Consider the following 22,220-nt stretch of genomic DNA (forward strand, 5'->3'; position numbering starts at 1 on the left):
AAGAATGGACGCCGCGCCGCCCTCCGCCGACCGCGCCGACGCCCCCCTGCGCCGCCGGCGCGCGCGCGCCGGCATCGTGCTGCGCATCTCCATCGGCCTGACCATCATGACGATGCTGGTCCTGCTGGTCGGCGTCGTGTCCCTGTCCTCCTTCCAGCTGTTCCGGGGGGAGGTGTCGGTCCTTTCCTCGACCACCCTGCCGAAGGTCATCACCAGCGCGGAGCTGCGCGGCTCGCTCCAGAAGCTGGTCGCCCGCCTGCCGGTCCTGGCCGGGGCAGCCACCACCCCGCAGCGCCGGGCCATCTACGACGAGCTGATCAGCGAACTGGAGTTCCTGCGGAAGTTGGTCGAGCGCATGCGCGACCTCCACCAGCAAGGCGAGCCGGCCGGCGACGGCGAAAGCGACGAGCTGCGGCTTTTGGAGCAGGCCCAGTCCACCCTGTTGATCCTGGCGGCGACGGTGGCCGACCTGAACGCGGAGGTCGGGCGGCAGATCGACGCCGGCGCCCGCCAAGCGGATGCGATCCGCGCCCTGGCGCAGCTCGCCGACGCGCTGGAGCGGCTGCCGGGAGCGGAACCCGGAACCGGACCGGCCACAGCGCCGCCGGGCGGTGGCGGAACGCTGGGCGCCTGGGCGGTGCGGGCGGGCGCGCTGATGGCGCGGGCCGCCGGGGCGATGCAGACCGACCATCTGAATCGGTTGCGGGTGGAGCGCCGCAACGCCGAACACACGCTGGCCGAGTTGGGCCGCTTGGCCGCCGCCACCCCCGAGCCGGAAGGCTCCGCCATGGAACGCATCCGGGCCGACCTCGCCGCGATCCTGGTGGCGCCGGACGGGCTGTTCGACAGTTCCGCCGAGCGGCTGCAGGCGCGCAACCGCGCCCAGGCGCTGTCCAGCCAGTCACGCGTCCTGGTCGAGACGGTGGACCGCTTCACGCTGGCCCTGTTCGACACCATCCACGACCAGTCCACCGACCGCACCGGCGATCTGGCGGCGATGATCCAGGAGCGCTCGCGTCTGGTGATGGTGCTGGGCGGCGCCTCCATCCTGCTGGCCATCCTGGTGCATCTGTTCTTCCGGCGTTTCCTCACCTCGCGGCTGGTCGCGCTGAACGGCGCGGTGCTGGCCCGTTTGTCCGGCAGCGATGCAACCGTACCGGTGGCGGGCAACGACGAGATCACCGACATCGCCGCCTCCATCCGCTACTTCATCGACGAGATCGACCGGCGCCAGATGGATCTGGCCGACAACGAACGGCGCTTCCGCGACCTCGTCGAGGGTTCCATCCAGGGCATCATCATCCACCGCGATTTCCGCCCGCTCTACGCCAACGACGCCTTCCTGCAGATGCTGGGCAGCAGCCTGGACCGCACGCTGCGGGTGCGCTCGGTGCTCGACTTCATCGCCGAGGACAGCCGGCCCCTGGTCGAGGACAACTACCGGCACATCGTCGCCACCGGCCTGCCCAGCGAGCGGCGGCGGCTGCGCGCCCGCCGGCTGGACGGATCGGAGCGCTGGATCGAACTGACCAGCCGCCGCATCGACTGGAAGGGGGAGACCGCCGTCCAGTCCATCGTCGTGGACGTGACCCGCGAGGTCGAGGCGGAGGCGGCGTTGCGCCGGTCCCGCGATGCGGCCGAACAGGCGCTGCGCGAGTTGAAGGAAACCCAGGCGAGCCTGATCCAGGCGGAAAAGATGGCCTCGCTCGGCCAGCTCGTCGCCGGGGTTGCGCACGAGGTCAACACGCCGATCGGCATCACCATCACCGGCGCCTCGCAGCTCGCCGTGCAGTTCGAGGAGCTGACCCGCCAGATCGCCGCCGGGGCCATCAAGAAGTCGGAGTTCCAGCGCTTCCTGGCCGACGGCGGGGAGATGGCGCGGCTGATCCTGTCCAACAGCATGCGCGCCGCCGATCTGGTGCAGAGCTTCAAGATGGTTGCGGTGGACCAGTCGAGCGACGAGCGCCGCCGGTTCGAGCTGAAGACCTACATCGGCGAGCTGCTGCGCAGCCTGCGCCCGACCTACAAGGACGTGGCCGGCCTGGACATCGGCGTGGACAGTCCGGACGATCTGGAGCTGGATGGCTATCCCGGCGCCCTGTCGCAGATTCTGACCAACCTCGTCCTCAACGCGTTGACCCACGCCTTCACGCCGCACCATCCGGGCCGGCTGAGCATCACCGCCCGCCTGCTGCCGCAGGATCAGATCGAACTGACGGTGGCCGACGACGGGCTGGGCATCCCGTCGGACATCCTGCCGAAGATCTTCGATCCCTTCTTCACCACCCGCCGCGGCAGCGGGGGCAGCGGGCTGGGGCTGCACATCGCCTACAACCTCGTCACCGGCACTCTGCGCGGCACCATCACCGTGCAGAGCATTCCCGGCGAGGGCACCCGCTTCACCCTGCGCTTCCCGCGCGTCACACCGACGGCGGGGACGACGGTGGGAAAGGCGGAGATGGTGTGATCAGGCGGCGCTCTGAAAAGGGGAGGTCAGCGCACCTCACCCTCGAACCAGTGGCGGCCCTTGCGGTCCTCCACCTCGATCACCCAGACATCGGGATCGTAGCGGGTCTGGCGGGCGATGTAGGCGTCGGCGGTGGCCTCGTCCACCGGCTCGGTGCCCGTGCCGCGCGACCAGCGCAGCCGCTCCTCCTCGCGCACCTGGACCAGCACGTTGAAGGTCCGGTCCAGCCGGTTCAGTTTCAGGATGACCGTGCCGCGGCTGGGGTCCCCCTTGCGCAGAACCATCATCGTGACGCCCTCCGCGTCGGCGGCGCGGATGTGCGCCATCACCCAGAGATGCGTCGGCAGACGGTCGTCCATGGAAATCCTCGCTCCGGGAAGGGTCGGGGGCTCGCCTTCGGCACGGCCCCGGTGTAGACAACGGGCATGGCGACACTCCTGGACGTTCTCGACGCCGCCGTCAACCACCACATGGCCGGGCGCCTCGCCGAGGCGGCGCAGGATTACCGCGTCGTGCTGGCGGTGGAGCCGGCGCAGCCCGACGCCCTGCATCTGCTCGGCGTGGCGGAGGCGCAGCACGGCGGCCATGGCGCGGCAGCGTCGCTGATCGCCCGCTCGCTGCGCCTCCGCCCCGACGCGGCGTCGCCCTGGGCCAACCTCGGCGGCGCCCTGCGCGTCCTCGGCAACGCGGAGCGGGCCGGCGCCGCGCTGACCCGCGCCCTGGCCCTCGACCCCGCCTTGGCCGACGCGCTGACCAACCTGGGGTCGGTGCGCCACGCGCTGGCCGACTACCCCGCCGCGCTGGCGTGGCTGGAGAGGGCGGAGCGGCTGCGCCCCGACCATCCGGACACCGCGCTCAACCGCGGCGTGGTGCTGCGTGACGCGCGACGCTTCGCGGAGTCCGACGCCTGCCTGGATGCCCTGTTGGCCTCCCGGCCCGACCACGCCGAGGCGCATCTGGCGCGCGCGGTCGGCCGGCTTGTCCGGGGCGACCTGCGCGCCGGATGGGACGAATTCGAGTGGCGCCCGCGCCGCCTGTCCACTCCCCCTTGGACCGGCGAGCCGCTGGACGGTCGGCGCATCCTCCTGCACGCCGAGCAGGGATTCGGCGACACCATCCAGTTCGCCCGCTATGCTCCGCTGGTGGCGCGCGCCGGTGGCCGGGTGATCCTGGACGTGCACCCGTTGCAGTTCCGTCTGCTGCGCTCGCTGGGACCGGAGATCGAGGTGCTGGTGCGCGGCCCCGCCCCGGCGCCGCACGACCTCCACTGCCCGCTGATGAGCCTGCCGCGCGCCTTCGGCACCGACTTGGCAAGCATCCCCGCTCCTCCCGCCTACCTCGCCGCCGAGGCGGACGAGGTGGCGCGCTGGGGCCGCCGGATCGCCGAGGTCGATACGGGGACGGCCACGGGGCCGCGCGTCGGCCTCGTCTGGGCGGGCAACCCGAACCACCGCAACGACCGCAACCGCTCCATCCCCGTCGCGCGGCTGGCCCCTCTGCTCGACACGCCGGGCCTGCGGCTGTTCAGCCTGCAGACCGGAGACGCCGGGGCAGCCCGGCCTTCCGCCCTGCCCGACCTGACCGCGGGCGTCCGCGATTTCGCCGACAGCGCGGCCATCCTGGCGAATCTCGACCTTGTCATCGCGGTGGACACGGCGACCATCCATCTGGCGGGCGCGCTCGGCGTCCCGGCATGGCTGATGCTGCCCTACGCGCCGGATTGGCGCTGGCTGCTCGACCGCGCGGACAGCCCCTGGTACCCGTCGCTGCGCCTGTTCCGGCAACCCCGCCCCGGCGACTGGGACAGCGTCCTGCGCGCCGTCGCCACGGAGCTGGAGCGGTTCGCCGCTGTTCAGTTGGCGCCGCAGAAGCAGTCGTAGGGATCGTTCCCGCTCCAGGCTGGGAGAGGCACCGCGGCCGGCAGCGCCGGCATCTCCATCGCCGGCAGGGTGGCGTTAAAGGCGGCCACATCGAAGGGGCGCGGGTCCGGCGGATCGAAGCGGAGTGGAGCGGCGCTCAGCGCGTGCCCCAGAAGGGCCGCCCCCAGCAACGGTATCAGAAGTTGCTCCACCCGGTCCAAGCCGCCCTCCCCCGGCGGCCCCACCGCCGGTGTGTGTCCCGTTTCCCCTCCCCCCTTCTACCGCAGGCCCCGTCCGGCCATGCCCTGTCCTTAGGTCATATCATTCGGACGGGAGCTTTCTTCCCTCCCCCCGCACGGGCTGCTAGGCCAATTTTTCCCAGCGCGCGGCAAAAAGAGGGCCGGCGTGGTCGCCCCAGAAGCTTATCCATAAAATTCAGTGTGTTAGAGAAAGCCCGGAAGTTGGCATCGTCCTTGCTTACCCGAATGGCAACGATTTTTGCCCTTCCGTTTGGAGATCCCTGGCCATGAGCATCTTCGGTTCGATGACCACCGCCGTCCTCGGCCTGAGCGCGCAGTCGAAGGCCCTCGGTCACATCTCTGACAACATCGCCAACGCCTCGACGGTCGGCTACAAGCGGGTCAACACCGCCTTCGAGACGCTGGTGCTGCAATCCAACGAGCGGTTGCACGCACCGGGCGGCGTGACGGCGGCGCCCGTCTTCATGAACAACATCCAGGGCAACCTGACCCAGGTGCAGAGCCCGACCAACGCCGCCATCCAGGGCCAGGGCTTCTTCAGCGTGTCCAAGCTCAGCCGCGGCCTGACCGGCCCCGGCCAGCAGGGCGAGACGGTGCAGACCCAGACCGGCACGCTGAACGCCGACAACGTCTATTACACCCGCGTCGGCGACTTCGAACTGGACAAGAACCGCTATCTGGTGAACAGCGCCGGCTTCGCGCTGAACGGCTGGATCGTCGACGACGTGACCGGCCAGTTGAAGAAGGACGTGGTGCAGCCGCTCCAGGTCAACACCCTGACCGACAAGCCGCAGTCGACCAACAGCATCACGCTGGGCGCCAACCTGCCGGCCACCCCGACGCCGGGCGTGCCGATCCCGTCCTCCAGCATCCAGGTCTACGACACCCAGGGCAACGCCCGGACCATCCAGTTCAACTGGCGCCAGGACGCCGCCAACGCGTGGCGCCTGGGCATCGACGCGCCGGGCAGTTCGACCCATCCGGTCGCCGGCACCTTCCCTGGGGGCGCCGTCGCCCTGGCGAAAGGCAGCCAAGTTGCCGGTGTGACACCGGTGGCTCAGGTCAGCCAAGTGCTGGTCAACGGCACGACCTCGACGCCGGCCTCGTCGATCACTATCGGAGGCCGCGTCAATTACTACCCGAACGGAGATTCGCAGGACAATGTCCGAATCGGTGACGTCTACACTCTGAACATCAACAACGAGCCCCCTATTTCTTTCACGGTAACCGCCGCCAACATTGGAACCCATTCGAAATACTCGGAAATTGCAGAGGCGTTGGCTGGCCAAGTGCCAGCCCCCTACAGAGCCGAAGTCGACAAGAATGACCCGCGCCGCATCACGGTGGCGATGGCGGACGGCACGCCAGTCAAAGTCAGCGGTTCCGTCACCAGTGCCGCGACGCAACTCAACACGATCAGCGGCCCCTCGACCAACCTGACCGGTTCGGCAAGCGGCGACCAGCGCAGCACCTTCACCTTCACTGGCTCCGCCATCGATGTGGGCGATGAATTCCGCATCACTGTGGCGGGCACTGAGTTCAAAACGCGCGTCACCTCGGCCAACATCGGCTCGCTGGCGGACGTCAACGGCGTGGTCGCCGACTTGGTCTCCCAAATCAATGCCGCCGTGCCGCCGCTGGGCATTAACGCCTTGATCGGAACGGCCACGGTCCCAGCCGGTACTGCCAATCAACTCGTGCTGGACGGCACGAACACGACGGAAACCTTCACGGCGAGCTATGGGGTGACCAACGCCGACAACCGCAAGAACGAGATCACGGCCTCCACCCCCGTAGACTTTTCGGTAATACCGGCGACCACCACCCAGGCAACCACCGCCGCCCTGCCCGAAATCACCCAAGTCGCCTTCTCTGCGTCGACTGCCCTTAAGGTGCCGGATCAATACATCGTCAACGTGTTGGGACGGGAATTCAAGACAACCATCTCCTACTCGAACATCAACACGTTGAAGGACATGGAAGGCGTCGTGAACGATCTGGTGTCTCAGATCAACGACGCCGGGTTGGCGGTGCAGGCTTCGCGCAACACCTCGGGCGCGCTGGTTCTGACAGGTTCGGCGAACAACACGCCGCTGGCCGTCAGCAGCAGCAAGCTGGACATCACTGCCACCGACAATGTGCGGGTGGGCGACAGCTACACCGTGCGGGTGGACGGCGTGCCCTACGCGGTCTCGGTGACTGCCGATAACATCCTAACCATGGGAACCTATGGCGGCATCGCCAACGCGCTGGCCGCCCAGATCAACTCGGCCCGGCCGCAGGCGCCGGTCATCGCGTCGGTCGTGAACTCCCAGTTGCAGATCACCGCCCGCAACCCCGGCACGCCCATCGATGTTAAACAGGAAATGACGCCGGCCACCGCCACCGCGAACCGTGTGACCGGCCCGACGATCAGTGCCCCGTCAGAATCGCGCGGGCAGCGCCAGGAGTTTTCCTACCCACAGACGCAGATCGACATCGGCGACGTCTATTCGGTGTCGATCGACGGCAAGCCGATCTCGGTGAAGGTGGACAAGTCCAATTACGGCAACTTCGAGGACATCAACGGCGTCCTGCAGGAACTGGCGAACCGCGTCAACGCCGCCAATCTGAACGTCGTTGCCACCACATCGGGCGGCCGGCTGACCCTCACGCACAACACCTCCGTCACCGGCAAATTCGAGGCGAAGGCGAGCATCCAGAACGCTGAAGGCGCCGGCGGCACGCTGACCGCCTCCACCACCACCTCCAACGTGGCGGGCGTGCGGCAGTCGGAAGCGGTGACGCTGACCGGCACACCGGGCGACAAGGGCGCCGAGTACACGGTCATCGTCAACGGTTCCCCCATCACCTACCGCACGACGGGCGAGGAGACCTCGATGGAGACCATCGCGGCCAGCCTCGCCAATCTGGTGAACAAGAACACCTCCCTACCGGTAACGGCCAGCGCCGAGGGCAGCGTGCTGAAGCTCGTCGCAAAGACGGCGACCGGCACCGCAGAGGACCAGTTCACGCTGGAAACGGCAAGCAAGGCTGGCGACACGCCCGCGCACATCCTGCTGAACTTCGGTACGGAAACCGGCAACGTCGGCACCATCACCAGCATCAGCACCGCCAAGGCTGGCACCGGAAACGCCGTGACCTCGGCCAACCAGTCGGTGGGGGCGGACGCCAACGTGACCTTCACGGTGGACTACGGCTTCGGCCCGCAGCAGATCACGCTGAACCTCGGCCAGATCGGCAAGTCGGGCGGTGTCACCCAGTTCGCCGGCAACGAGATCAACGTGCGCGAGCTGGTGCAGGACGGCGCCTCGCGCGGCCAGTACAAGGAGGTGGTCTACGGCGACAACGGCGACGTGATCGTGAACTACGACAACGGCCGCAGCCGCACCATCGGGCGCATTCCGGTGGTCACCTTCAACAACCCCAACGCCCTGCAGCGCGAAGCGGGCGGCGTCTACATCGAGACGGACGACGGCGGCCGGCCCAACTTCAACGACCCCGACACCAACGGGGCCGGCGCGGTGGTCGCGAACAGCGTGGAATCCTCCAACGTGGACATCGCGGACGAGTTCACCAAGCTGATCGTCACCCAGCGCACCTACTCCGCCAACACCAAGATCGTCACGACCTCCGACGAGATGCTCCAGGAAGTCCTCGGCCTGAAGCGCTAAACGCGGTCCTGACCACGCGGGCGGGCGCGCGACCCGCGCCCAGCCCGGCCTATCCCGCAGACGAAAGGTCCAACGACCATGTCCCTCTTCGGCGCCCTCGGCAGCGCGACGGCCAGCCTCCGTGCGGTCCAGGCCCAGGTGAAGCTGGTCTCGGACAACGTCGCCCGCGCCGACGATCCCACCCGCACCCGGCACACCGTGTCGAACGTGCTGGATTCCAACGGGTTCGTCCTTACCTCCCAGTACCGCCGCGAGGTCGATTCCGCCCTGCTCAGCCAGGTGCAGGACCTGACCGCGCGCGAGGGCACCTCCGCCACCAATTCGTCCTACATGCAGAAGCTGGGCGACCTGCTGCGCACGACCAGCGGCAAGCCGCAGTTGAACCAGTACGCCGAAGCCTTCCAGACCGCCTGGAAGGCGGTGGAGACCTCCCCGGAAAGCGAGGTCGCGCAGTACCAGCTCGTCCAGGCCGCCGACACTTTCGCGCGCGAGATCAACCGCGTCTCCCAAGGCGTGGAGGACATGGACCGGGAGATCCAGGGCGATCTCGGCCAGTCGGTCGGCGAGGTGAACCGGCTGCTGAAGGAGATCGAGAGCATCAACAACAACATCGTCTCGCTGCAGGGCTACGGCTCGGCCGGCAACGAGGTGGCCGACAAGCGCGACGGGCTGATCCGCGAGCTGAGCACCTATGTCGGCGTGCGCACGATGACCCGCCCGGACGGCCGCGTCGCCGTCTTCACCCCGACGGGGCTGGCCCTGGTCGACAGCCAGGCGGCAAATCTTTCCTATGAGGGCGGCAATATCAACCTGACGGTGGGCAATCAAGTCACCAACGTCAACCAGCACCTGAAGGAGGGCAAGGTCGCCGCGCTGATGAACCTGCGCGCCGACGGCTCCACCGCGACCCCGCCGCAGCCGGCCAGCGCCGACCCGACCACCGAGGTGATTCGCAAGCTGCGCTCGCAGCTCGACGCCTACGCGCAGATGTTCACCGGTTCGACCAAGCCCGGCGAGCCCACCAGCTTCCGCGACGCCTACGATCAGGCGAAGACGGTGCCGGGCGAGGAGGGCACGCAATTCTTCATGGGCAACGACCGCTTCACCATCCACGTGAACGAGAACCTGCTGAACAACACGAAGAAGCTGAAAAGCGCGGCCGTGAAGGACGTGGTGACGGCGCTCAGCGCCACGGGCCGCAGCTTCCAGGCCGACGGGCTGAAGCTGGAGGGCGCGTCCTTCAGCTCCATCACCAGCAACATCACCGGCGGCTGGATGTCCGCGGCCAAGACCGCGATGGACAAAGGCTCGCTGGACAAGGACTCCCGCCAGATCCTGGAGGAGCGCTACCACGCGACGACCGGCGTCAACATCGACGAGGAAATCGCCAATCTGCAGCAGCTCCAGACCTCCTACGCCGCGTCGGCACGGGTCATGCAAGTGGCCAACACGATGTTTGACGCGCTGGAGGCGATCGTCCGATGAGCTCCGTCACTCAAGTCAGCAGCTATGCCAAGTATCTTGGCCTGGTTCGCAACCTGACCAACGGCCAGAACAAGGTGGACACGCTCTCGGAGCAGCTGACCACCGGCAAGAAGTCCACCGACCTGAACGCCTACGGCGCCGAGACGCAGAAGCTGCTCGCCCTGCGCGCCGAGCTGACCCAGCGCGAGTCCTATGTCCAGAACATCAACACCGCGTCGCCGCGCGTCAAGGCGACCGACACGGTGCTGAACAGCCTGGAGAAGCTGGCCACGGACTGGCAGAGCAGCAACCTGATGCCGTTCCAGCCGGGGCCGGCCACCGTCACCTCCGCCTTCAACGCCAATCCCGACGCGCTGAAGCTGACGGTCAACGGCGACAAGTCCACCTTCACCCAGAACGCCCGCTACACCGTGACCTCCACTCCGTCGAAGGATGGAGTCAACGGTTCGTTCGACGTGACGGTGACCGACGGGCTGGGCGGCAAGACCACCCGCACCATCAACCTGAAGACCGTGCCCCCCAGCGATGGCGGCGGCTACAACTTCAAGATCGACGGCGGCCCGGGCGGAGGCGCGGTGCTGAACCTGAGCTTCGACCAGCTCACCGCGGCGTCGAGCAGCACCTTCAACGTGAGCTGGCCGCAGGCCAACGACATGCGCGACCGGGTCGAGGGCGCGCTGCGCGACATCCAGCAGCTCCTGAACGAGCAGTTCGGCGACCGCTACCTGTTCGCCGGCTCGCGCTACGGCACGGAGCCGGTCGGCGACCTGCTGGCCCAGCCGCAGTCCACCCGCGTGACGCTGAACGGGTCGATGGTCAACGCCGACGATTACTTCGAGGTGTCGATCGACGGCAAGCCCTTCGGCTATCAGGTCCAGCCGGGCGATCCGAAGACCGTCACCTTCGTCGCCAGCACGCTGAACAGCCTGATCCAGTCGGCCAACCCGAAGCTGCCGATCATCGCGTCCGCCGCCAACGGGGTCATCTCGCTGATCAGCGAAGACCCGAGCCAGAAGTTCGACGTGAAGGCGCGCGTCCAGAACTCGATGAACATCGACAACTCGATGACGGCGCCCACGACCATCCAGGCGGCCACCCTGCCGGCGCCCGCCGGCACCGGGCTCAATCAGATCGACAGCTTCGCGCTGACCGGCGACGGTGTGGACATCGGCGACACCTACGAGATCAACGTCACCGTCGGCGACCCGGAGGACCCCTTCAACCGGAAATACTACTCGGAACATCCGGACGAACCGGAGGACCTGCCGCCTTACCAGCAATACACGGTCCGCTACACCGTCACGGAGAAAGACTACAACAACGGCGTCACCGACGTGTCGAAGGTGGCCGACATGCTGCGCGGCGAGTTCGCGAAGACCAGCCCGGTCCCGCCGGTGATCATCGACGCCCCCGGCAACGGATCGACCATCCAGTTGGCCAGCAACAGCACGATGGACCCCAACCATCCGTCGCGCGTGCAGCAGTTCACCACCTCGGTGCGGGCGGTCAACGGCCAGATCGACAACACCATCTCGGTCGCCACCCTGCCGTCGCAGGCCGACGCCCTGACCGACCTGCCCTATGTAGACCCGCCGGACCTGCCCTTCTACGATTCGGAATACATGTCGAACCGGCAGAACAGCAAGGCGTGGGACAAGGCGGCGGTCACCATCGACGACGGCCAGACGCTGACCTACGGCGTCACCAGCGACGACCGTGCCTTCCAGAAGCTGATCGCCGCCTTCCGCATGGCCCACGTCGCCGCGTCCAACCCCGGCAAGTACGAGGAGTACATCACCAAGTCGCGGGAGCTGATGGCCCAGGCCAAGGACGAGGTGCGCTCGGTCCATTCCAAAGTGGCGTCCGACCTCGCAACGCTGGAGGAGAAGAAGACCGCCCACACCACCGCGTCGGCCACGGTGGTCGAGCGCATCGCCGGCATCGAAGGCATCGACGAGACCGAGGTGGCGGCCCGCCTGCGCACCTCCATGAACGCTCTGGAGGCTGCCTATACGGTCGCCGGCCAGCGCCAGAAGCTGTCATTGCTGAACTACATCGCCTGAAGCGGCCCGGCGGTTCCTTCCCCCTTGACGAGGAGGAGACCGCCGCCCAAACGAAAAAGCCGGCGCCCCGAAGGGCGCCGGCTTTTTCTGTCTGAAGCGCGCTGATCTCAGATCGAGATCCGCAGCGACTGGCGCGGCGGCTGGCCGTCCGGAGCGGACACCGGCGGGGCCATCGGGGCGCGCGCCGCCATCTGGGGAGCCGGCGCCGGCTGGCCCGGGGCGACCGTGTCGGGGCGCGCGGTCAGGCCGCTGGCCACCGACCGGTTGATGCTGATGAGCGTCTCCAGCTTCGAGACGTCGAGGTCGATCAGTCGGGCCATCGTCTCGCGATCGACCAGCAGCGACAGGGCGGCGATGTTGGTCCGCACCTCCGGCGGGTGGCCGCAATCCTCTTCGGTCATCGCGGCCTGGAAAATCGTCCACAGGCGCTGGTTCAATTGCAGGGCGGCGCGGAGCGTCTCTTCGTTCACGGGGCTGCGCCCGGCATCGATCAGGCGTCGCGACGCCTCCGCCAAAGCCCAGGCCTCGACATCGCGGGGATTGTCGGAGGTCGGCTTGTTCGCGTATGTCGGTGTCGGCTTCATTCCAAACCCTCGGGACAGGCCGCCGGACAGAGCAATTCTGGATGAGGTCCGGACCAAAAGGATTGTCAGCGATCCTTCAATCCTTGTCAACTTAACGGACCTGTCTCCGATGATTTGCAAGGATTTGTCACGACTTCACGGCAGTCCGGCTGTGGAAGGGCTCGTCATTGCGGGTCCCGGCGTTGCAGTCCCGAGCAATTCTCCCGCCGCCTGTTCGACCGCCTCCACGGAAATGCCATCCATCAGGCCGGTGGCCTGCGGGTCGGCCTTCTGGCGGGCCAGCAATTCGGACCGCGGAACCCGGCTGATCACGGTGCGCGCCGCCACGCCCCACGGGCCGTAGGTCTCCGGGAAACCCGGCCCGAACAGCCCGACGGTCGGCGTGCCGGCGGCGGCGGCGATGTGCATCAGCCCGGAATCGTTGCCGACATAAAGCGCCGCCCGGCGCACGCAGGCCGCCGCGGCCATCGGATCGGTGCGCCCGGTCAGGTCGATGGCCCGCTCGCCCAGCGCCTCCAGGACCGGTCGGGCGCGCGCGCGCTCCGGACCGGCGGCCAGGACGGCGACGCGCCGGCCCGACAGCCGCCCGCCGGGACCGGTCAACCGCGTTGCAAGGTCGGCGAAGCGGTCCGCCGGCCATTCCTTGCCGGTCCAATTCGCGGTCGGGCCGATCGCCAGGAACGGCTCGGCCCCGCCGGGCAGCAGCCGGTCGGCCTCCGTCTCGGCCGCCGCGTCGATCCACAGGCGGGGGGGCGGCGGCGGCGACAGGCCCAGAACCCGCCCGATCTCCTCCACCTTGTGGAGATGCGGGGCGCGGGCGTGGAAGAACCGCCGCTTCGCCAACACCAGACGGCCGACCGCGGAGTTGCGCAGATCGACCACCAGGTCCCAGCGCGTGCCGACGCAGGCCCGCCACAGGTCGACCCAATGCCGCGCCCAGGCCCGTTTCGGCATGGGAATCAGCCGCTCCAGCCCTGGAACCGAGCGGAACAGCGGCGCCGGCAAGGGACCGCAGGCGATGGTCAGCGCGGCGTCCGGATGGCGCTCGCTCAGATGGGCCAGCAGCCCGGTGGAAAGGACCGCGTCGCCCAGCCGGTTTGAGGTGATGAACAGGATGCGCAAGACCCGCTCCGCCCCCTCAGCCCGCCGCGGCTTCGCCGCTGGGCGGCACGCGCCGCCGGAGATTGCGCGACAGGATCCAGGCCGCCGGCGCCAGCGCCGCCACCGGCAGAACATACATCAGCGGCACCAGCACGGTTACCTTGGCGGCGAGGCTGGACAGGCCGAGAACGGCCGCCTGGATGGCCATCACCACGAGCACCGCGGTGGTCACCCGCACCGACTGGCCGCGCCGGTTGAACTCGCCCGACAGCAGGCAGGCCAGCGCCACCAGGGTGTAGACCAGCGCCAGCAAGGGCGAGGACAAGCGGTGGTGCAACTCCGCCAACAGGTCCCGCATCATCTTCGGATCTTCCGCCATCTGGGGCGACGGGTGCAGCAGTTCGTCGGTGGAACGCTCGCGGGCGTCCGGATAGCGTTCGGCGTTGGCGCTGCTCAGCACCTTCAGGTCGACCGCGTAACGTTCGAAGAAGAGCTGGGAGAGCCGGTTGGTCTTGCGGTCCAGCTCCTGCCGGTTGCCGTTGTAGACGACGAAGCGCGCGCCCTCCGACCCGGTCAGCATCACCGCCCGCTCTCCCATGATCGTCACCGGCTTCTCCGGGACGCGCCCGTCATGGATGATCACGTTGTGCAGGTTGGCGTCGCTGTCGCGCTCGCGCACGAAGACGCTGAAGCGGTCGCCCACCTCGTTGAACACGCCCTCGCGCAGGAACAGCTGCGAATAGTCGCTGCGCACGGCGTATTCCATGCGCACCAGCTCCTGGTGCGCGGCGGGCGTCAGCCACAGGTTCAGAACATAGACGACCACCGTCACGCCGAAGGCCAGAAGCATCGCCGGCGCGGCCAGCGCGAAGGGACCGACGCCGGCGGCGCGCATCACCACCAGCTCGCTGTCGGTGGCCAGCCGGTTGTAGGTGAACAGCACAGCCCCGACCAGCGCCAGCGGCAGCACGATGCCGAGGAAGGTCGGCACCGTCAGGACGAGCAGCCACAGGAACACCCGCATCGGCGCCCCGGCTTCCACCACCATCTCGATCAGCCGCAAGGACTGGCTCAGCCAGATCGTCAGGGTCAGGCCGGCCGTGGAGTACAGGAGGGCGATCAGAAGATTGCGGAAGAGATAGCGTTGCAGTCGGTTCATGTGCTTGCGTCACGGGGGAGCCCGGCGAGAAGCTGACGGGCTCGAGCGTCCGGGTCAAGTGTTGATCTGGCCGACGCCCCGGCGCACCGAACTTTTGCGTCGCCCCGCTGCGTCGCCCCTCTGCGCCCCCGGCCCAACGCATCAGGCCGTGCGCACCGCCGACAGGAACACCTCCACCTTGCTGCGCAGCCCGTCCGCCTGATCGGACAGCGATCCCGCGGCCTCCAGCACGTTGCGGGCGGCGCTGCCGGTCTCGCTCGCCGCCCGGTTCACGTCGGCGATGTTGGAGGTCACGTCCTGCGTGCCGACGGCAGCCTGCTGGATGTTGCGGGCGATCTCCCGCGTCGCCGCCTGCTGCTGCTCGACCGCCGCGGCAATTGTGGAAGCGACCTCGCTGATTCGCCCGATGGTGCCCATCACGTCGCCGATGGAGGCCACCGCCCCCTCGGTCTCGCTGCGGACGGAGACGATCTTCGCGGCGATCTCGTCGGTGGCGCGGGTGGTCTGGTCGGCCAGCGCCTTCACCTCCGCCGCCACGACGGCGAAGCCCTTGCCCATCTCGCCGGCCCGCGCCGCCTCGATGGTGGCGTTGAGCGCCAGCAGCCGGGTCTGCGAGGCCACCTGGGTGATCAGGTCGATCACCGCGACGATCTCCGCCGAGGCGCTGGCGAGGCTGCGCATCGCTTGGTCGGCGCGCTCGGCCTTGTGCACCGCCTCGTCCGCGATGGCCGTGCTGCTCGCGACCTGACGGCCGATCTCCTGCACCGAGGCGGCCAGCTCCTCCGTGGCGGTGGCGACGGTCTGCACGTTGGCGCTGGCCTGCTCCGACGCGCCGGCCACGGTCACCGACTGGCGGGTGGTCTGCTCCGCCGTCGCGGCGAGCTGGCTGGCCGTCGCCTTCATCTGCACCGCGGCGGCGGAGACCGAGCCGAGCACGGCCGCCGCCTCGCGGTCGAAGCGCCCGGTCAGTTCCTCGATGGCGCGGGCGCGGCGGGCGCGGACGTCCTGCTCCGCCTGCTCACGCTCCGCGGCCTGCCGCGCGGCGATCATGTTGTCCTTGAAGACCAGCACGGCCTTGGCCATCTGCCCGATCTCGTCGCCCCGCCCGGTGGCCGGCACGGGGGTTGCGGAGTCGCCGTCGGCCAGCCGCCGCATCGCCTCGGTCATGGCGCCGAGCGGCCGCACGATGGAACGCGCGGTCAGCAGGATCGCCGCCGCTGCGATCAGCAGCCCCAGGGTCAGCAAAACCGCCTGGATCATCACCAGACGGTCGGCCCCCTGGATCATCCCCGCCGTGTCGGCCTGCAGCAGGGCGCGCTGGCGCGGGATCAGGCCGCTGGCGTCGTTGGAGCGGGCGTCGCCGACCAGCAGGCTCATCACTTGGTTGGCGCGCGGGATCGCGTCGTCGTTCAGGGAGTTCAGCGCCCCCATCTGGTCGCCGATGGTGCCCAGCGATTCGGCCATGTCCTGATCGCGGCGCAGATGGTCGAGCAGGGGCTTCACCGCGTCCCAGGTGGCCTGCACCTGCGGATCGGACCAGCGGGCCGACAGGCCATCCAGCTCCTGGCGCAGGGCGTCGATGCGGTCCCAGGCGACATTGCGCTCCTGCTTCAGATCCTCGCGGTTGGTCAGCAAGTAGCCCTGCATGGCCGCGTTGGTGGCGGTGACCGCCGCGACGATGCCCTGCCCGGCCAGCGCCGTCGGCATGCGGACATCGGCCACCAGACGGCTGAGCGTCTTCCCGTTGTCGGTCAGCAGCAGGCCGGTGCCGACCGTCACCACCAGCACCGCGATCACCGCCGCGAAGCCGATGGACAGCCGCTGACCAATCCGCAGATTGCCGAGTGCCTTCATTCGTTCCTCCCCTGCAGCACCCTTTTCGGACGCTTGTTTTCTCGACCGGACGTTGCTGTGTCGGTCGTTGCCCTTATCTGGGAACGAATGATGGGCCAACAAACATTAAAGGAGTGTTTCCAGCACTTGGACCGTCCGTTGCGAAGAGCCGGTCAGAGATCCTCGGCGCCCAGGTAGGATTCGATCACCTTGGGGTTCGCCACAACCTCAGCGGGCAGCCCATCGGCGATCTTCTCTCCGTGGTCCAGAACGACCACTTGGTCGGACAGGGCCATGACGGCGCGCATCACATGCTCGATCATCAGGATCGTCATGCCCTCGCGCCGGTTCAGGTCGCGCAGGACCTCGACCATGCGGTCGACCTCGGTCGGGCGCAGGCCGGCCAGAACCTCGTCCAGCAGCAGCAGGATCGGCCGGGTGGCGAGCGCGCGGGCGACCTCCAGCCGCTTGCGGTCCGGCAGGGTCAGGCTACGCGCCGGGCGGGCGGCCTGATCGGCCAGCCCCAGCCGGTCCAGCACCTTGCGGGCATGGTCGCGCGCCGCCGCCACCGACCGTTCGCGGGCCAGCGCGCCGACCACCACATTCTCCTCGACCGACAACTGCCCGAACGGCTTGACGATCTGGAAGGTGCGGCCGATCCCGGCCGTGCAAATGCGGTTGGGCTTCAGCCCGGTGATCGGCGCGCCCTTCAGATGCACCCGCCCCTCGTCGGGCGGGAAGACTCCGGCGATCAGGTTGAAGGTGGTCGTCTTGCCGGCGCCGTTCGGGCCGATCAGCGCGACGATCCGGCCCTCCGGCACGGAGAAGCCGACGTTGGAGACGGCCTTCAGCCCGCGGAACCGCTTGGACAGGCCCTCGACCTCCAGGAGCGCCGCCATCACGCGTCCTCCCCGCGACGGCGGACGAGGCCCAGCCGGTCGGCCAGCCACGGCCACACCCCGTCCGGGCGGTAGACGACGATCACCACCAGCGCCACCCCGTAGAACAGCTGCTTCAGGCCCGGCAGGTCGAAGCCGGTCGCCTCGATCAGGAAGGTCAGCAGCTCGCCCAGCGGAGTCAGGATGAAGGCGCCAAGGATCGGCCCGATCAGCGTGCCGATGCCGCCGACGATGGCCGGCAGGATGATCTCGATGGAACGGCCCATGGAGAAGACCTGCTCCGGGAACAGGTTGTTGAAGTAGAAGGCCTGGAACACCCCGCCCAGCGCTGTCAGGGCGGAGGACACGGCCACCGCCGCGATGCGGGCGCGGAACAGGTCGACGCCGACCGCCTCCGCCGCCTCCGGCTCCTCGCGCACGGCCAGCCACTGGTAGCCGAGGCGGCTGTGCAGCAGCACCCGCGACAGGGCCAGAGCGGCCAGCACCAGCGCCAGGATCACGTAGTAGAACAGCTCCGGCGAGCCCCGCAGGTTCAGCAGGTCGTTGCCGGCGTCGCCGGCCACCGGGATGAAGAAGCCGCCCGAGCCGCCGAACCACTGCAGGTGGTCGAAGCCGATGCGCGCGACTTCGGCGAAGGCGATGGTCAGCAGCGCGAAATGCACGCCGCGCACCCCGAAGCGGAAGCCCAGGAAGCCGATGAAGCAGCCCGCCGCCGTCGCCGCCAGCATCGCCACCCACATGCCCGCCCAGGGGCCGATGCCGAAATGCACGAACAGCGCGGCGCTGGCGTAGGCCCCCAGCCCGACATAGAGCGCGTGGCCCAGCGACAGCAGGCCGGAAAAGCCCATCATCACGTTCCATGCCTGCCCGACATAGGCGAACCACAGCACCGTGGTCAGCACCGACAGGACGTAACGGTCGGCGACCATCGGCGCGGCCAGCAGCAGCGCGCCGCACAGCGCCAGAAGGACGATCCCGCGCCCCGTCACGACCGTTTCCCCAGCAGGCCCTGCGGGCGCAGCAGCAACACCACGATCAGCACACCATAGCTGAAGAGGGATTTGAGCGAGGGGTCCAGCAGGAAGCCGGCCATCGCCTCCGAAAAGCCGATCAGCATGCCGCCCAGCAGGGCGCCCGGCAGGCTGCCCAGCCCGCCGACGATGACGATGATGAAGCTCAGCAGCGTGTATTCCGGCGCGAGCTGAGGCCGCGAATCGACCAGCAGCGTCATCAGCGCGCCGGCGATCCCCACCACCGCGGCGCCGATGCCGAAGGTCAGCGCGTAGAGCCTGTCGATGTTCAGCCCGACGACGCGGGCGCCCAGCGGGTTGTCGGCGCAGGCGCGGATGGCCTTGCCGGTGCGGCTGAAGCGGAAAAAGGCGAACAGCGCCACCGTCACCACGATCGCCCCGGCCCCGGCGCGCAGCCGCACCGCGTCGAGCAGCAGCGGCCCGATCTCCACCGTGTCGAAGCTGTAGGGCACCATGACGTTGCGTGAATCCGGCCCGAACAGCATCAGCATGGCGTTCAGGATGATCGTCGCGATGCCCAGCAGCAGGATGAATTGCATGTGCTCGGGCCGCTCGACGAAGCGGTTGACCAGCCCGCGCTGCAGCACCCAGCCGAAGGCGAACAGCACCGCCGCCACGATGGGCGCCGCCAGGATCGGGTCGAGCCCGAGCAGGCCGGCCAGCAGCACGGCACCGTACATGCCGGCGACCATCATCTCGCCATGCGCGAAATTGACCACGCGCACGACGCCGAAGATGACCGACAGGCCGAGCGCCGCCAGCCCGTAGACCAGCCCGGTCAGCAGGCCCGACGCGGCGATGTTCAGGTAATAGTCAAACGGCATGCATCATTCGCCCTTGGGAAAGCCCCGGATCGCCAAGCCTGAGCGGCGTAGCAGTCCTTCGTAGTCGTGACAAGTTTCCTGTGCGGGGCTGGCGGCGTTCAGCGGCGCTTTGCCTCCTCCAGCCGCACGTTCAGGGCGTCGCGCAGGCAGGCCTCCGCGGCGGCGGCGACCGCCGGGTCCTCTTCCATGCCGCGGCGGACCCAGCAGCGGGCGGTGATGCGGTCGTCGAAGCGCCGCTCCTCCTGAAGCAACGCGTAGGCCGCGGCGTCGCGGCGCTCCGCCGGCAGGGCGGCGAGATGGCGTTGGTGCAGCCCGCGCGCCCTCCCGTCCAGCGCGGCCAAGTCCGGCATCGTGCAGATCATCCGGCGGAGCGGCGCGCCGGCCGTGGCGCAGCGCGGGTCGGGCAGGATGGGAAGCGGCGGAGGAGCAACCGTTGGAAGCGGGGACGGTGGCGGGGTGAGGGTTGGGAGAGCCGCCGGAACGGCGACCGCAATGGCGGGTTGCGGTGCCGGGACGATGGCTGGCCCGGAGACGACTCGGACGGGGGTGCCGACCGGCACCATCTCGAACAGGGTGGCGATGTCGGCGGGCAGCAGGCGGAAGCAGCCGCCGCTGGCCCGGCGGCCCACCGAATCCGGATCGTTGGTGCCATGGATGGCGATGGCCGTCCAGCCGAGGTCGAGCGCGAACTTGCCCAGCGGGTTGGACGGTCCCGGCGGCACCGACGCTGGCAACGCCGGGTTCTCCCGGCGCTGGTTGGCGGTTGGGTGCCAGGTCGGGTTGCGCCGCTTGCGCAGGACCCGGCTGTCCTCCAGCGGAATCGCCACGCCGGGCCGCCCGATGGCGACCGGGAAGGACCGCGGCGGATGCCCCTCCTCCAGCAGATGAAGCCGGCGCTCCGTGAGGCTGATAACGATTCGCCGCGCCGGCATGACCTCGGATGCGGCTTCGGAGGTGGTGACGCCGTCCCGCGCGCGGGAGTCGCCGGGAGAAACGAGCGTTAGGGCAATCGCCAGGGTTGCCGTCGGGACAAGATGCCACAAGAATGTCGCGGTGCGCTGCATGGGAAAAGTTCAGCGCATCCGCCCTAAAAGCGCGTAAACATGCCGTCAGGGACCAAGCAGCAGGAACGCCGACCATGGACACCATCGAACAGACGCTGGCCGTTGCGACCGAACACCACCGCGCCGGCCGCACCACGGAGGCGGAACGCCTGTACCGGGAGGTGCTGGCGGCGTCGCCCGGCCATCCGGACGCGTTGCACCTGCTCGGCGTCGTGGCTCTGCAAGGCGGTCGTCCGGCGGAGGCGGTGGACCTGATCGGGCAGGCGGTGGCCGGCGACCCGACCTCGCCCCTGCTGCACGCCAACCTGGGCCACGCCCTGCACGCCACCGGCCAGACCCGCGACGCGGCGTTGAGCTTCGCCCGCGCCCTGACCCTGCTGACCAACGAGGGCGAAGGCTGGGGCAACGTCAGCGCGCTGGCCGGGCTGATCCGCCGCTACGACGACGAGACCCGCCGCGCCGCAGCCGCCGAGGTCGACGCGGCCTACGCTATGGGCGACGTGATGCGCCGCCATTCGCTGCTGTTCCTGCTCGACGGCGATGTCGCTCATTACGAGGCGCTGACGGACGCCGTCCTGGAAGACCCGATGCGCTTCACCGTGCCGTCGATCCATTACGCCTTCTGGGGCATGGCGATGCAGCTCTTCCAGGGCGCGGCGCGGTCCGGCGATGCCGGCGCCTTCCACACCGGGAACCTCACCGACTACTACCGCCTGATGGTGGACGAGACGGCGCTGCGTTTCCATCTGCGCCGCCGCATGAAGCGCGCCACGCCGCGCGGAGAGGTCACGCGGATCGCCCTGATCACCAACCAGATGCTCGGCGCCGGCCACCAGCCGACGGCGGACGCCTTCGACTTCGCGCGCCGCCTCCAGGACGAATTCGGGCGCGAGGTCGTCATCATCAACCCGAACGCCATGGCGATCACCGGCGAGAACGGCTTCGTGCCTGAATACTCCTACAACATCACTGAGGAGTATGACGGCGAGCAGGTCATCGCCGCCTTCGGCGCGCGGGTCCGCATGATGTCCTTCCCGCAGAAGCGCTTCGACGAAGAGAAGGTGAACGCCATTGTCGATTATGTGGACGGCTTCGACCCCGACGTCATCGTCGCCTTCGGCGGCTCCAACGTGGTGGCCGACCTGTTCTCCGGCGCGCGCCCGGTGATCTGCCTGCCGACCTCCTCCGGCCTGCCGCTGTCGATGGCCCGGCTGGTGTTGGGCTATGGCGAGGCCGACACCACCCAGGACTGGCCGGAGGACATGGCGGAGCGTTTCCGTCCCTTCTCCTTCGGCTGGACCCTGCCGGCCACCGGGCCGGAGCGCGGCCGCGCCGAACTCGGCGTGCCGGAGCACGGGCCGCTCTTCCTCGTGGTCGGCAACCGCCTCGACCAGGAGGCCGGGCCGGACTTCCTGGCGCTGGCCGATTCACTGCTTGACCGCCTGCCGGAGGCCCGGATCGCCGTCGCCGGCGGCGTGGAGTCGCTGCCGCAGCGGATCGCCGCCCTGCGCAACGCCGACCGCGTCCACACGCTGGGCGACGTCGAGGACGTGCGGGCGCTGCACCGCCACGCCACCGCCTATCTGAACCCGCGCCGCCAGGGCGGCGGCGGCAGCGCGGCCTTCGCGCTGGCCGACGGGGTTCCGGTGGTGACCGTCGCGGCAGGCGACGTGGCGACGGTTGCCGGGCCGGCCTTCACGGTGGCCGACGACGCGGCCTATCTGGAGCGCGCCGCCGCCCTGGCCGGCGACGCGGCTTTCCACGCCCGGCAGTCCGCCGAGGCGCGCGCTCGCTTCGCCGCGTCCGGCGACCGCCGCGCATCGGTGGAACGGCTGCTCGCCTACGCGCTGGAAGCCCAGACGGCATAAAACCAGACGGCATAAAAAAAGGAGGGGGCGCGGCTGCTCCGACCGCGTC

The 22,220-nt window shown here is 68.8% G+C and carries 16 protein-coding genes; 6 read left to right on the top strand and 10 right to left on the bottom strand.

From position 1 onward, the window contains the following. The first annotated feature begins 4 nt into the window (after positions 1 to 4). Positions 5 to 2,467 (top strand): ATP-binding protein, encoded by a 2,463-nt coding sequence (locus FHW79_RS16125; protein ID WP_183179869.1) that lies wholly within the window; start codon positions 5 to 7, stop codon positions 2,465 to 2,467. 26 nt (positions 2,468 to 2,493) lie between these two features. Here the strand turns inward: FHW79_RS16125 and FHW79_RS16130 are convergent, their stop codons facing one another. Beyond that, entirely contained in the window at positions 2,494 to 2,826 is a 333-nt protein-coding gene (locus FHW79_RS16130) for a DUF1491 family protein (protein ID WP_183179870.1), read from the bottom strand. Positions 2,827 to 2,892: 66 nt separating this feature from the next. Here FHW79_RS16130 and FHW79_RS16135 point away from each other — a divergent pair, with 66 nt between their 5' ends. Then, positions 2,893 to 4,347 (top strand): tetratricopeptide repeat protein, encoded by a 1,455-nt coding sequence (locus FHW79_RS16135; protein WP_183179871.1) that lies wholly within the window; start codon positions 2,893 to 2,895, stop codon positions 4,345 to 4,347. Here the strand turns inward: FHW79_RS16135 and FHW79_RS16140 are convergent. Continuing rightward, positions 4,320 to 4,538 (bottom strand): hypothetical protein, encoded by a 219-nt coding sequence (locus tag FHW79_RS16140; protein ID WP_348984178.1) that lies wholly within the window; start codon positions 4,536 to 4,538, stop codon positions 4,320 to 4,322. The genes FHW79_RS16135 and FHW79_RS16140 overlap by 28 nt on opposite strands. A 314-nt stretch (positions 4,539 to 4,852) precedes the next feature. Between FHW79_RS16140 and FHW79_RS16145 the strand changes: the two genes are divergently transcribed. The 3 genes from FHW79_RS16145 (at position 4,853) to FHW79_RS16155 (ending at position 11,808) form a co-directional block, all read left to right on the top strand. Further along, positions 4,853 to 8,260, top strand: coding sequence for a flagellar hook-basal body complex protein (locus FHW79_RS16145; RefSeq protein ID WP_183179873.1), 3,408 nt, complete (start codon positions 4,853 to 4,855; stop codon positions 8,258 to 8,260). Between the two features lie 78 nt (positions 8,261 to 8,338). Beyond that, on the top strand, positions 8,339 to 9,745 hold the full coding sequence (gene flgK / locus FHW79_RS16150; RefSeq protein ID WP_183179874.1) for a flagellar hook-associated protein FlgK: 1,407 nt from the start codon (positions 8,339 to 8,341) through the stop codon (positions 9,743 to 9,745). Further along, positions 9,742 to 11,808 (top strand): hypothetical protein, encoded by a 2,067-nt coding sequence (locus FHW79_RS16155; RefSeq protein WP_183179875.1) that lies wholly within the window; start codon positions 9,742 to 9,744, stop codon positions 11,806 to 11,808. Before flgK ends, FHW79_RS16155 begins: the two co-directional genes overlap by 4 nt. Positions 11,809 to 11,915: 107 nt before the next feature. On the opposite strand, the gene FHW79_RS16160 is transcribed toward FHW79_RS16155, so the two are convergent. The 8 genes from FHW79_RS16160 to FHW79_RS16195 form a co-directional block, all read right to left on the bottom strand. Continuing rightward, the gene (locus FHW79_RS16160) at positions 11,916 to 12,392 is read right to left on the bottom strand and encodes a flagellar biosynthesis regulator FlaF (protein WP_183179876.1); all 477 of its coding nucleotides are present in this window, start codon (positions 12,390 to 12,392) and stop codon (positions 11,916 to 11,918) included. 135 nt (positions 12,393 to 12,527) lie between these two features. Further along, positions 12,528 to 13,514, bottom strand: coding sequence for a glycosyltransferase family 9 protein (locus tag FHW79_RS16165; protein ID WP_247884419.1), 987 nt, complete (start codon positions 13,512 to 13,514; stop codon positions 12,528 to 12,530). A gap of 16 nt (positions 13,515 to 13,530) precedes the next feature. Continuing rightward, on the bottom strand, positions 13,531 to 14,652 hold the full coding sequence (gene lptF / locus FHW79_RS16170; protein ID WP_183179878.1) for an LPS export ABC transporter permease LptF: 1,122 nt from the start codon (positions 14,650 to 14,652) through the stop codon (positions 13,531 to 13,533). Between the two features lie 141 nt (positions 14,653 to 14,793). After that, positions 14,794 to 16,506, bottom strand: coding sequence for a methyl-accepting chemotaxis protein (locus FHW79_RS16175; RefSeq protein WP_183179879.1), 1,713 nt, complete (start codon positions 16,504 to 16,506; stop codon positions 14,794 to 14,796). 152 nt (positions 16,507 to 16,658) lie between these two features. Then, positions 16,659 to 17,384, bottom strand: a complete 726-nt coding sequence (locus tag FHW79_RS16180) for an ABC transporter ATP-binding protein (protein ID WP_183179880.1) — start codon at positions 17,382 to 17,384, stop codon at positions 16,659 to 16,661. Next, on the bottom strand, positions 17,384 to 18,373 hold the full coding sequence (locus FHW79_RS16185) for a branched-chain amino acid ABC transporter permease (protein ID WP_183179881.1): 990 nt from the start codon (positions 18,371 to 18,373) through the stop codon (positions 17,384 to 17,386). The genes FHW79_RS16180 and FHW79_RS16185 overlap by 1 nt, the downstream gene beginning before the upstream one ends. Beyond that, positions 18,370 to 19,239, bottom strand: a complete 870-nt coding sequence (locus FHW79_RS16190; RefSeq protein WP_183179882.1) for a branched-chain amino acid ABC transporter permease — start codon at positions 19,237 to 19,239, stop codon at positions 18,370 to 18,372. Before FHW79_RS16190 ends, FHW79_RS16185 begins: the two co-directional genes overlap by 4 nt. 98 nt (positions 19,240 to 19,337) lie before the next feature. Further along, the gene (locus tag FHW79_RS16195; RefSeq protein ID WP_247884420.1) at positions 19,338 to 20,171 is read right to left on the bottom strand and encodes a L,D-transpeptidase; all 834 of its coding nucleotides are present in this window, start codon (positions 20,169 to 20,171) and stop codon (positions 19,338 to 19,340) included. Positions 20,172 to 20,377: 206 nt separating this feature from the next. On the opposite strand from FHW79_RS16195, the gene FHW79_RS16200 reads away from it, so the two are divergent. Further along, positions 20,378 to 22,171, top strand: coding sequence for a tetratricopeptide repeat protein (locus tag FHW79_RS16200; protein ID WP_183179884.1), 1,794 nt, complete (start codon positions 20,378 to 20,380; stop codon positions 22,169 to 22,171). Positions 22,172 to 22,220: the final 49 nt, after the last annotated feature.

This window comes from Azospirillum sp. OGB3 (assembly GCF_014192915.1).
Taxonomy (GTDB): domain Bacteria; phylum Pseudomonadota; class Alphaproteobacteria; order Azospirillales; family Azospirillaceae; genus Azospirillum.

Excerpts from the sequence above, each read along its gene's own strand:
- FHW79_RS16125 (WP_183179869.1), top strand. The coding sequence starts at position 5 with ATGGACGCCGCGCCGCCCTCCGCCGACCGCGCCGACGCCCCCCTGCGC.
- FHW79_RS16130 (WP_183179870.1), bottom strand. The coding sequence starts at position 2,826 with ATGGACGACCGTCTGCCGACGCATCTCTGGGTGATGGCGCACATCCGC.
- FHW79_RS16135 (WP_183179871.1), top strand. The coding sequence starts at position 2,893 with ATGGCGACACTCCTGGACGTTCTCGACGCCGCCGTCAACCACCACATG.
- FHW79_RS16145 (WP_183179873.1), top strand. The coding sequence starts at position 4,853 with ATGAGCATCTTCGGTTCGATGACCACCGCCGTCCTCGGCCTGAGCGCG.
- flgK (WP_183179874.1), top strand. The coding sequence starts at position 8,339 with ATGTCCCTCTTCGGCGCCCTCGGCAGCGCGACGGCCAGCCTCCGTGCG.
- FHW79_RS16155 (WP_183179875.1), top strand. The coding sequence starts at position 9,742 with ATGAGCTCCGTCACTCAAGTCAGCAGCTATGCCAAGTATCTTGGCCTG.
- FHW79_RS16160 (WP_183179876.1), bottom strand. The coding sequence starts at position 12,392 with ATGAAGCCGACACCGACATACGCGAACAAGCCGACCTCCGACAATCCC.
- lptF (WP_183179878.1), bottom strand. The coding sequence starts at position 14,652 with ATGAACCGACTGCAACGCTATCTCTTCCGCAATCTTCTGATCGCCCTC.
- FHW79_RS16175 (WP_183179879.1), bottom strand. The coding sequence starts at position 16,506 with ATGAAGGCACTCGGCAATCTGCGGATTGGTCAGCGGCTGTCCATCGGC.
- FHW79_RS16180 (WP_183179880.1), bottom strand. The coding sequence starts at position 17,384 with ATGGCGGCGCTCCTGGAGGTCGAGGGCCTGTCCAAGCGGTTCCGCGGG.
- FHW79_RS16190 (WP_183179882.1), bottom strand. The coding sequence starts at position 19,239 with ATGCCGTTTGACTATTACCTGAACATCGCCGCGTCGGGCCTGCTGACC.
- FHW79_RS16195 (WP_247884420.1), bottom strand. The coding sequence starts at position 20,171 with ATGCCGGCGCGGCGAATCGTTATCAGCCTCACGGAGCGCCGGCTTCAT.
- FHW79_RS16200 (WP_183179884.1), top strand. The coding sequence starts at position 20,378 with ATGGACACCATCGAACAGACGCTGGCCGTTGCGACCGAACACCACCGC.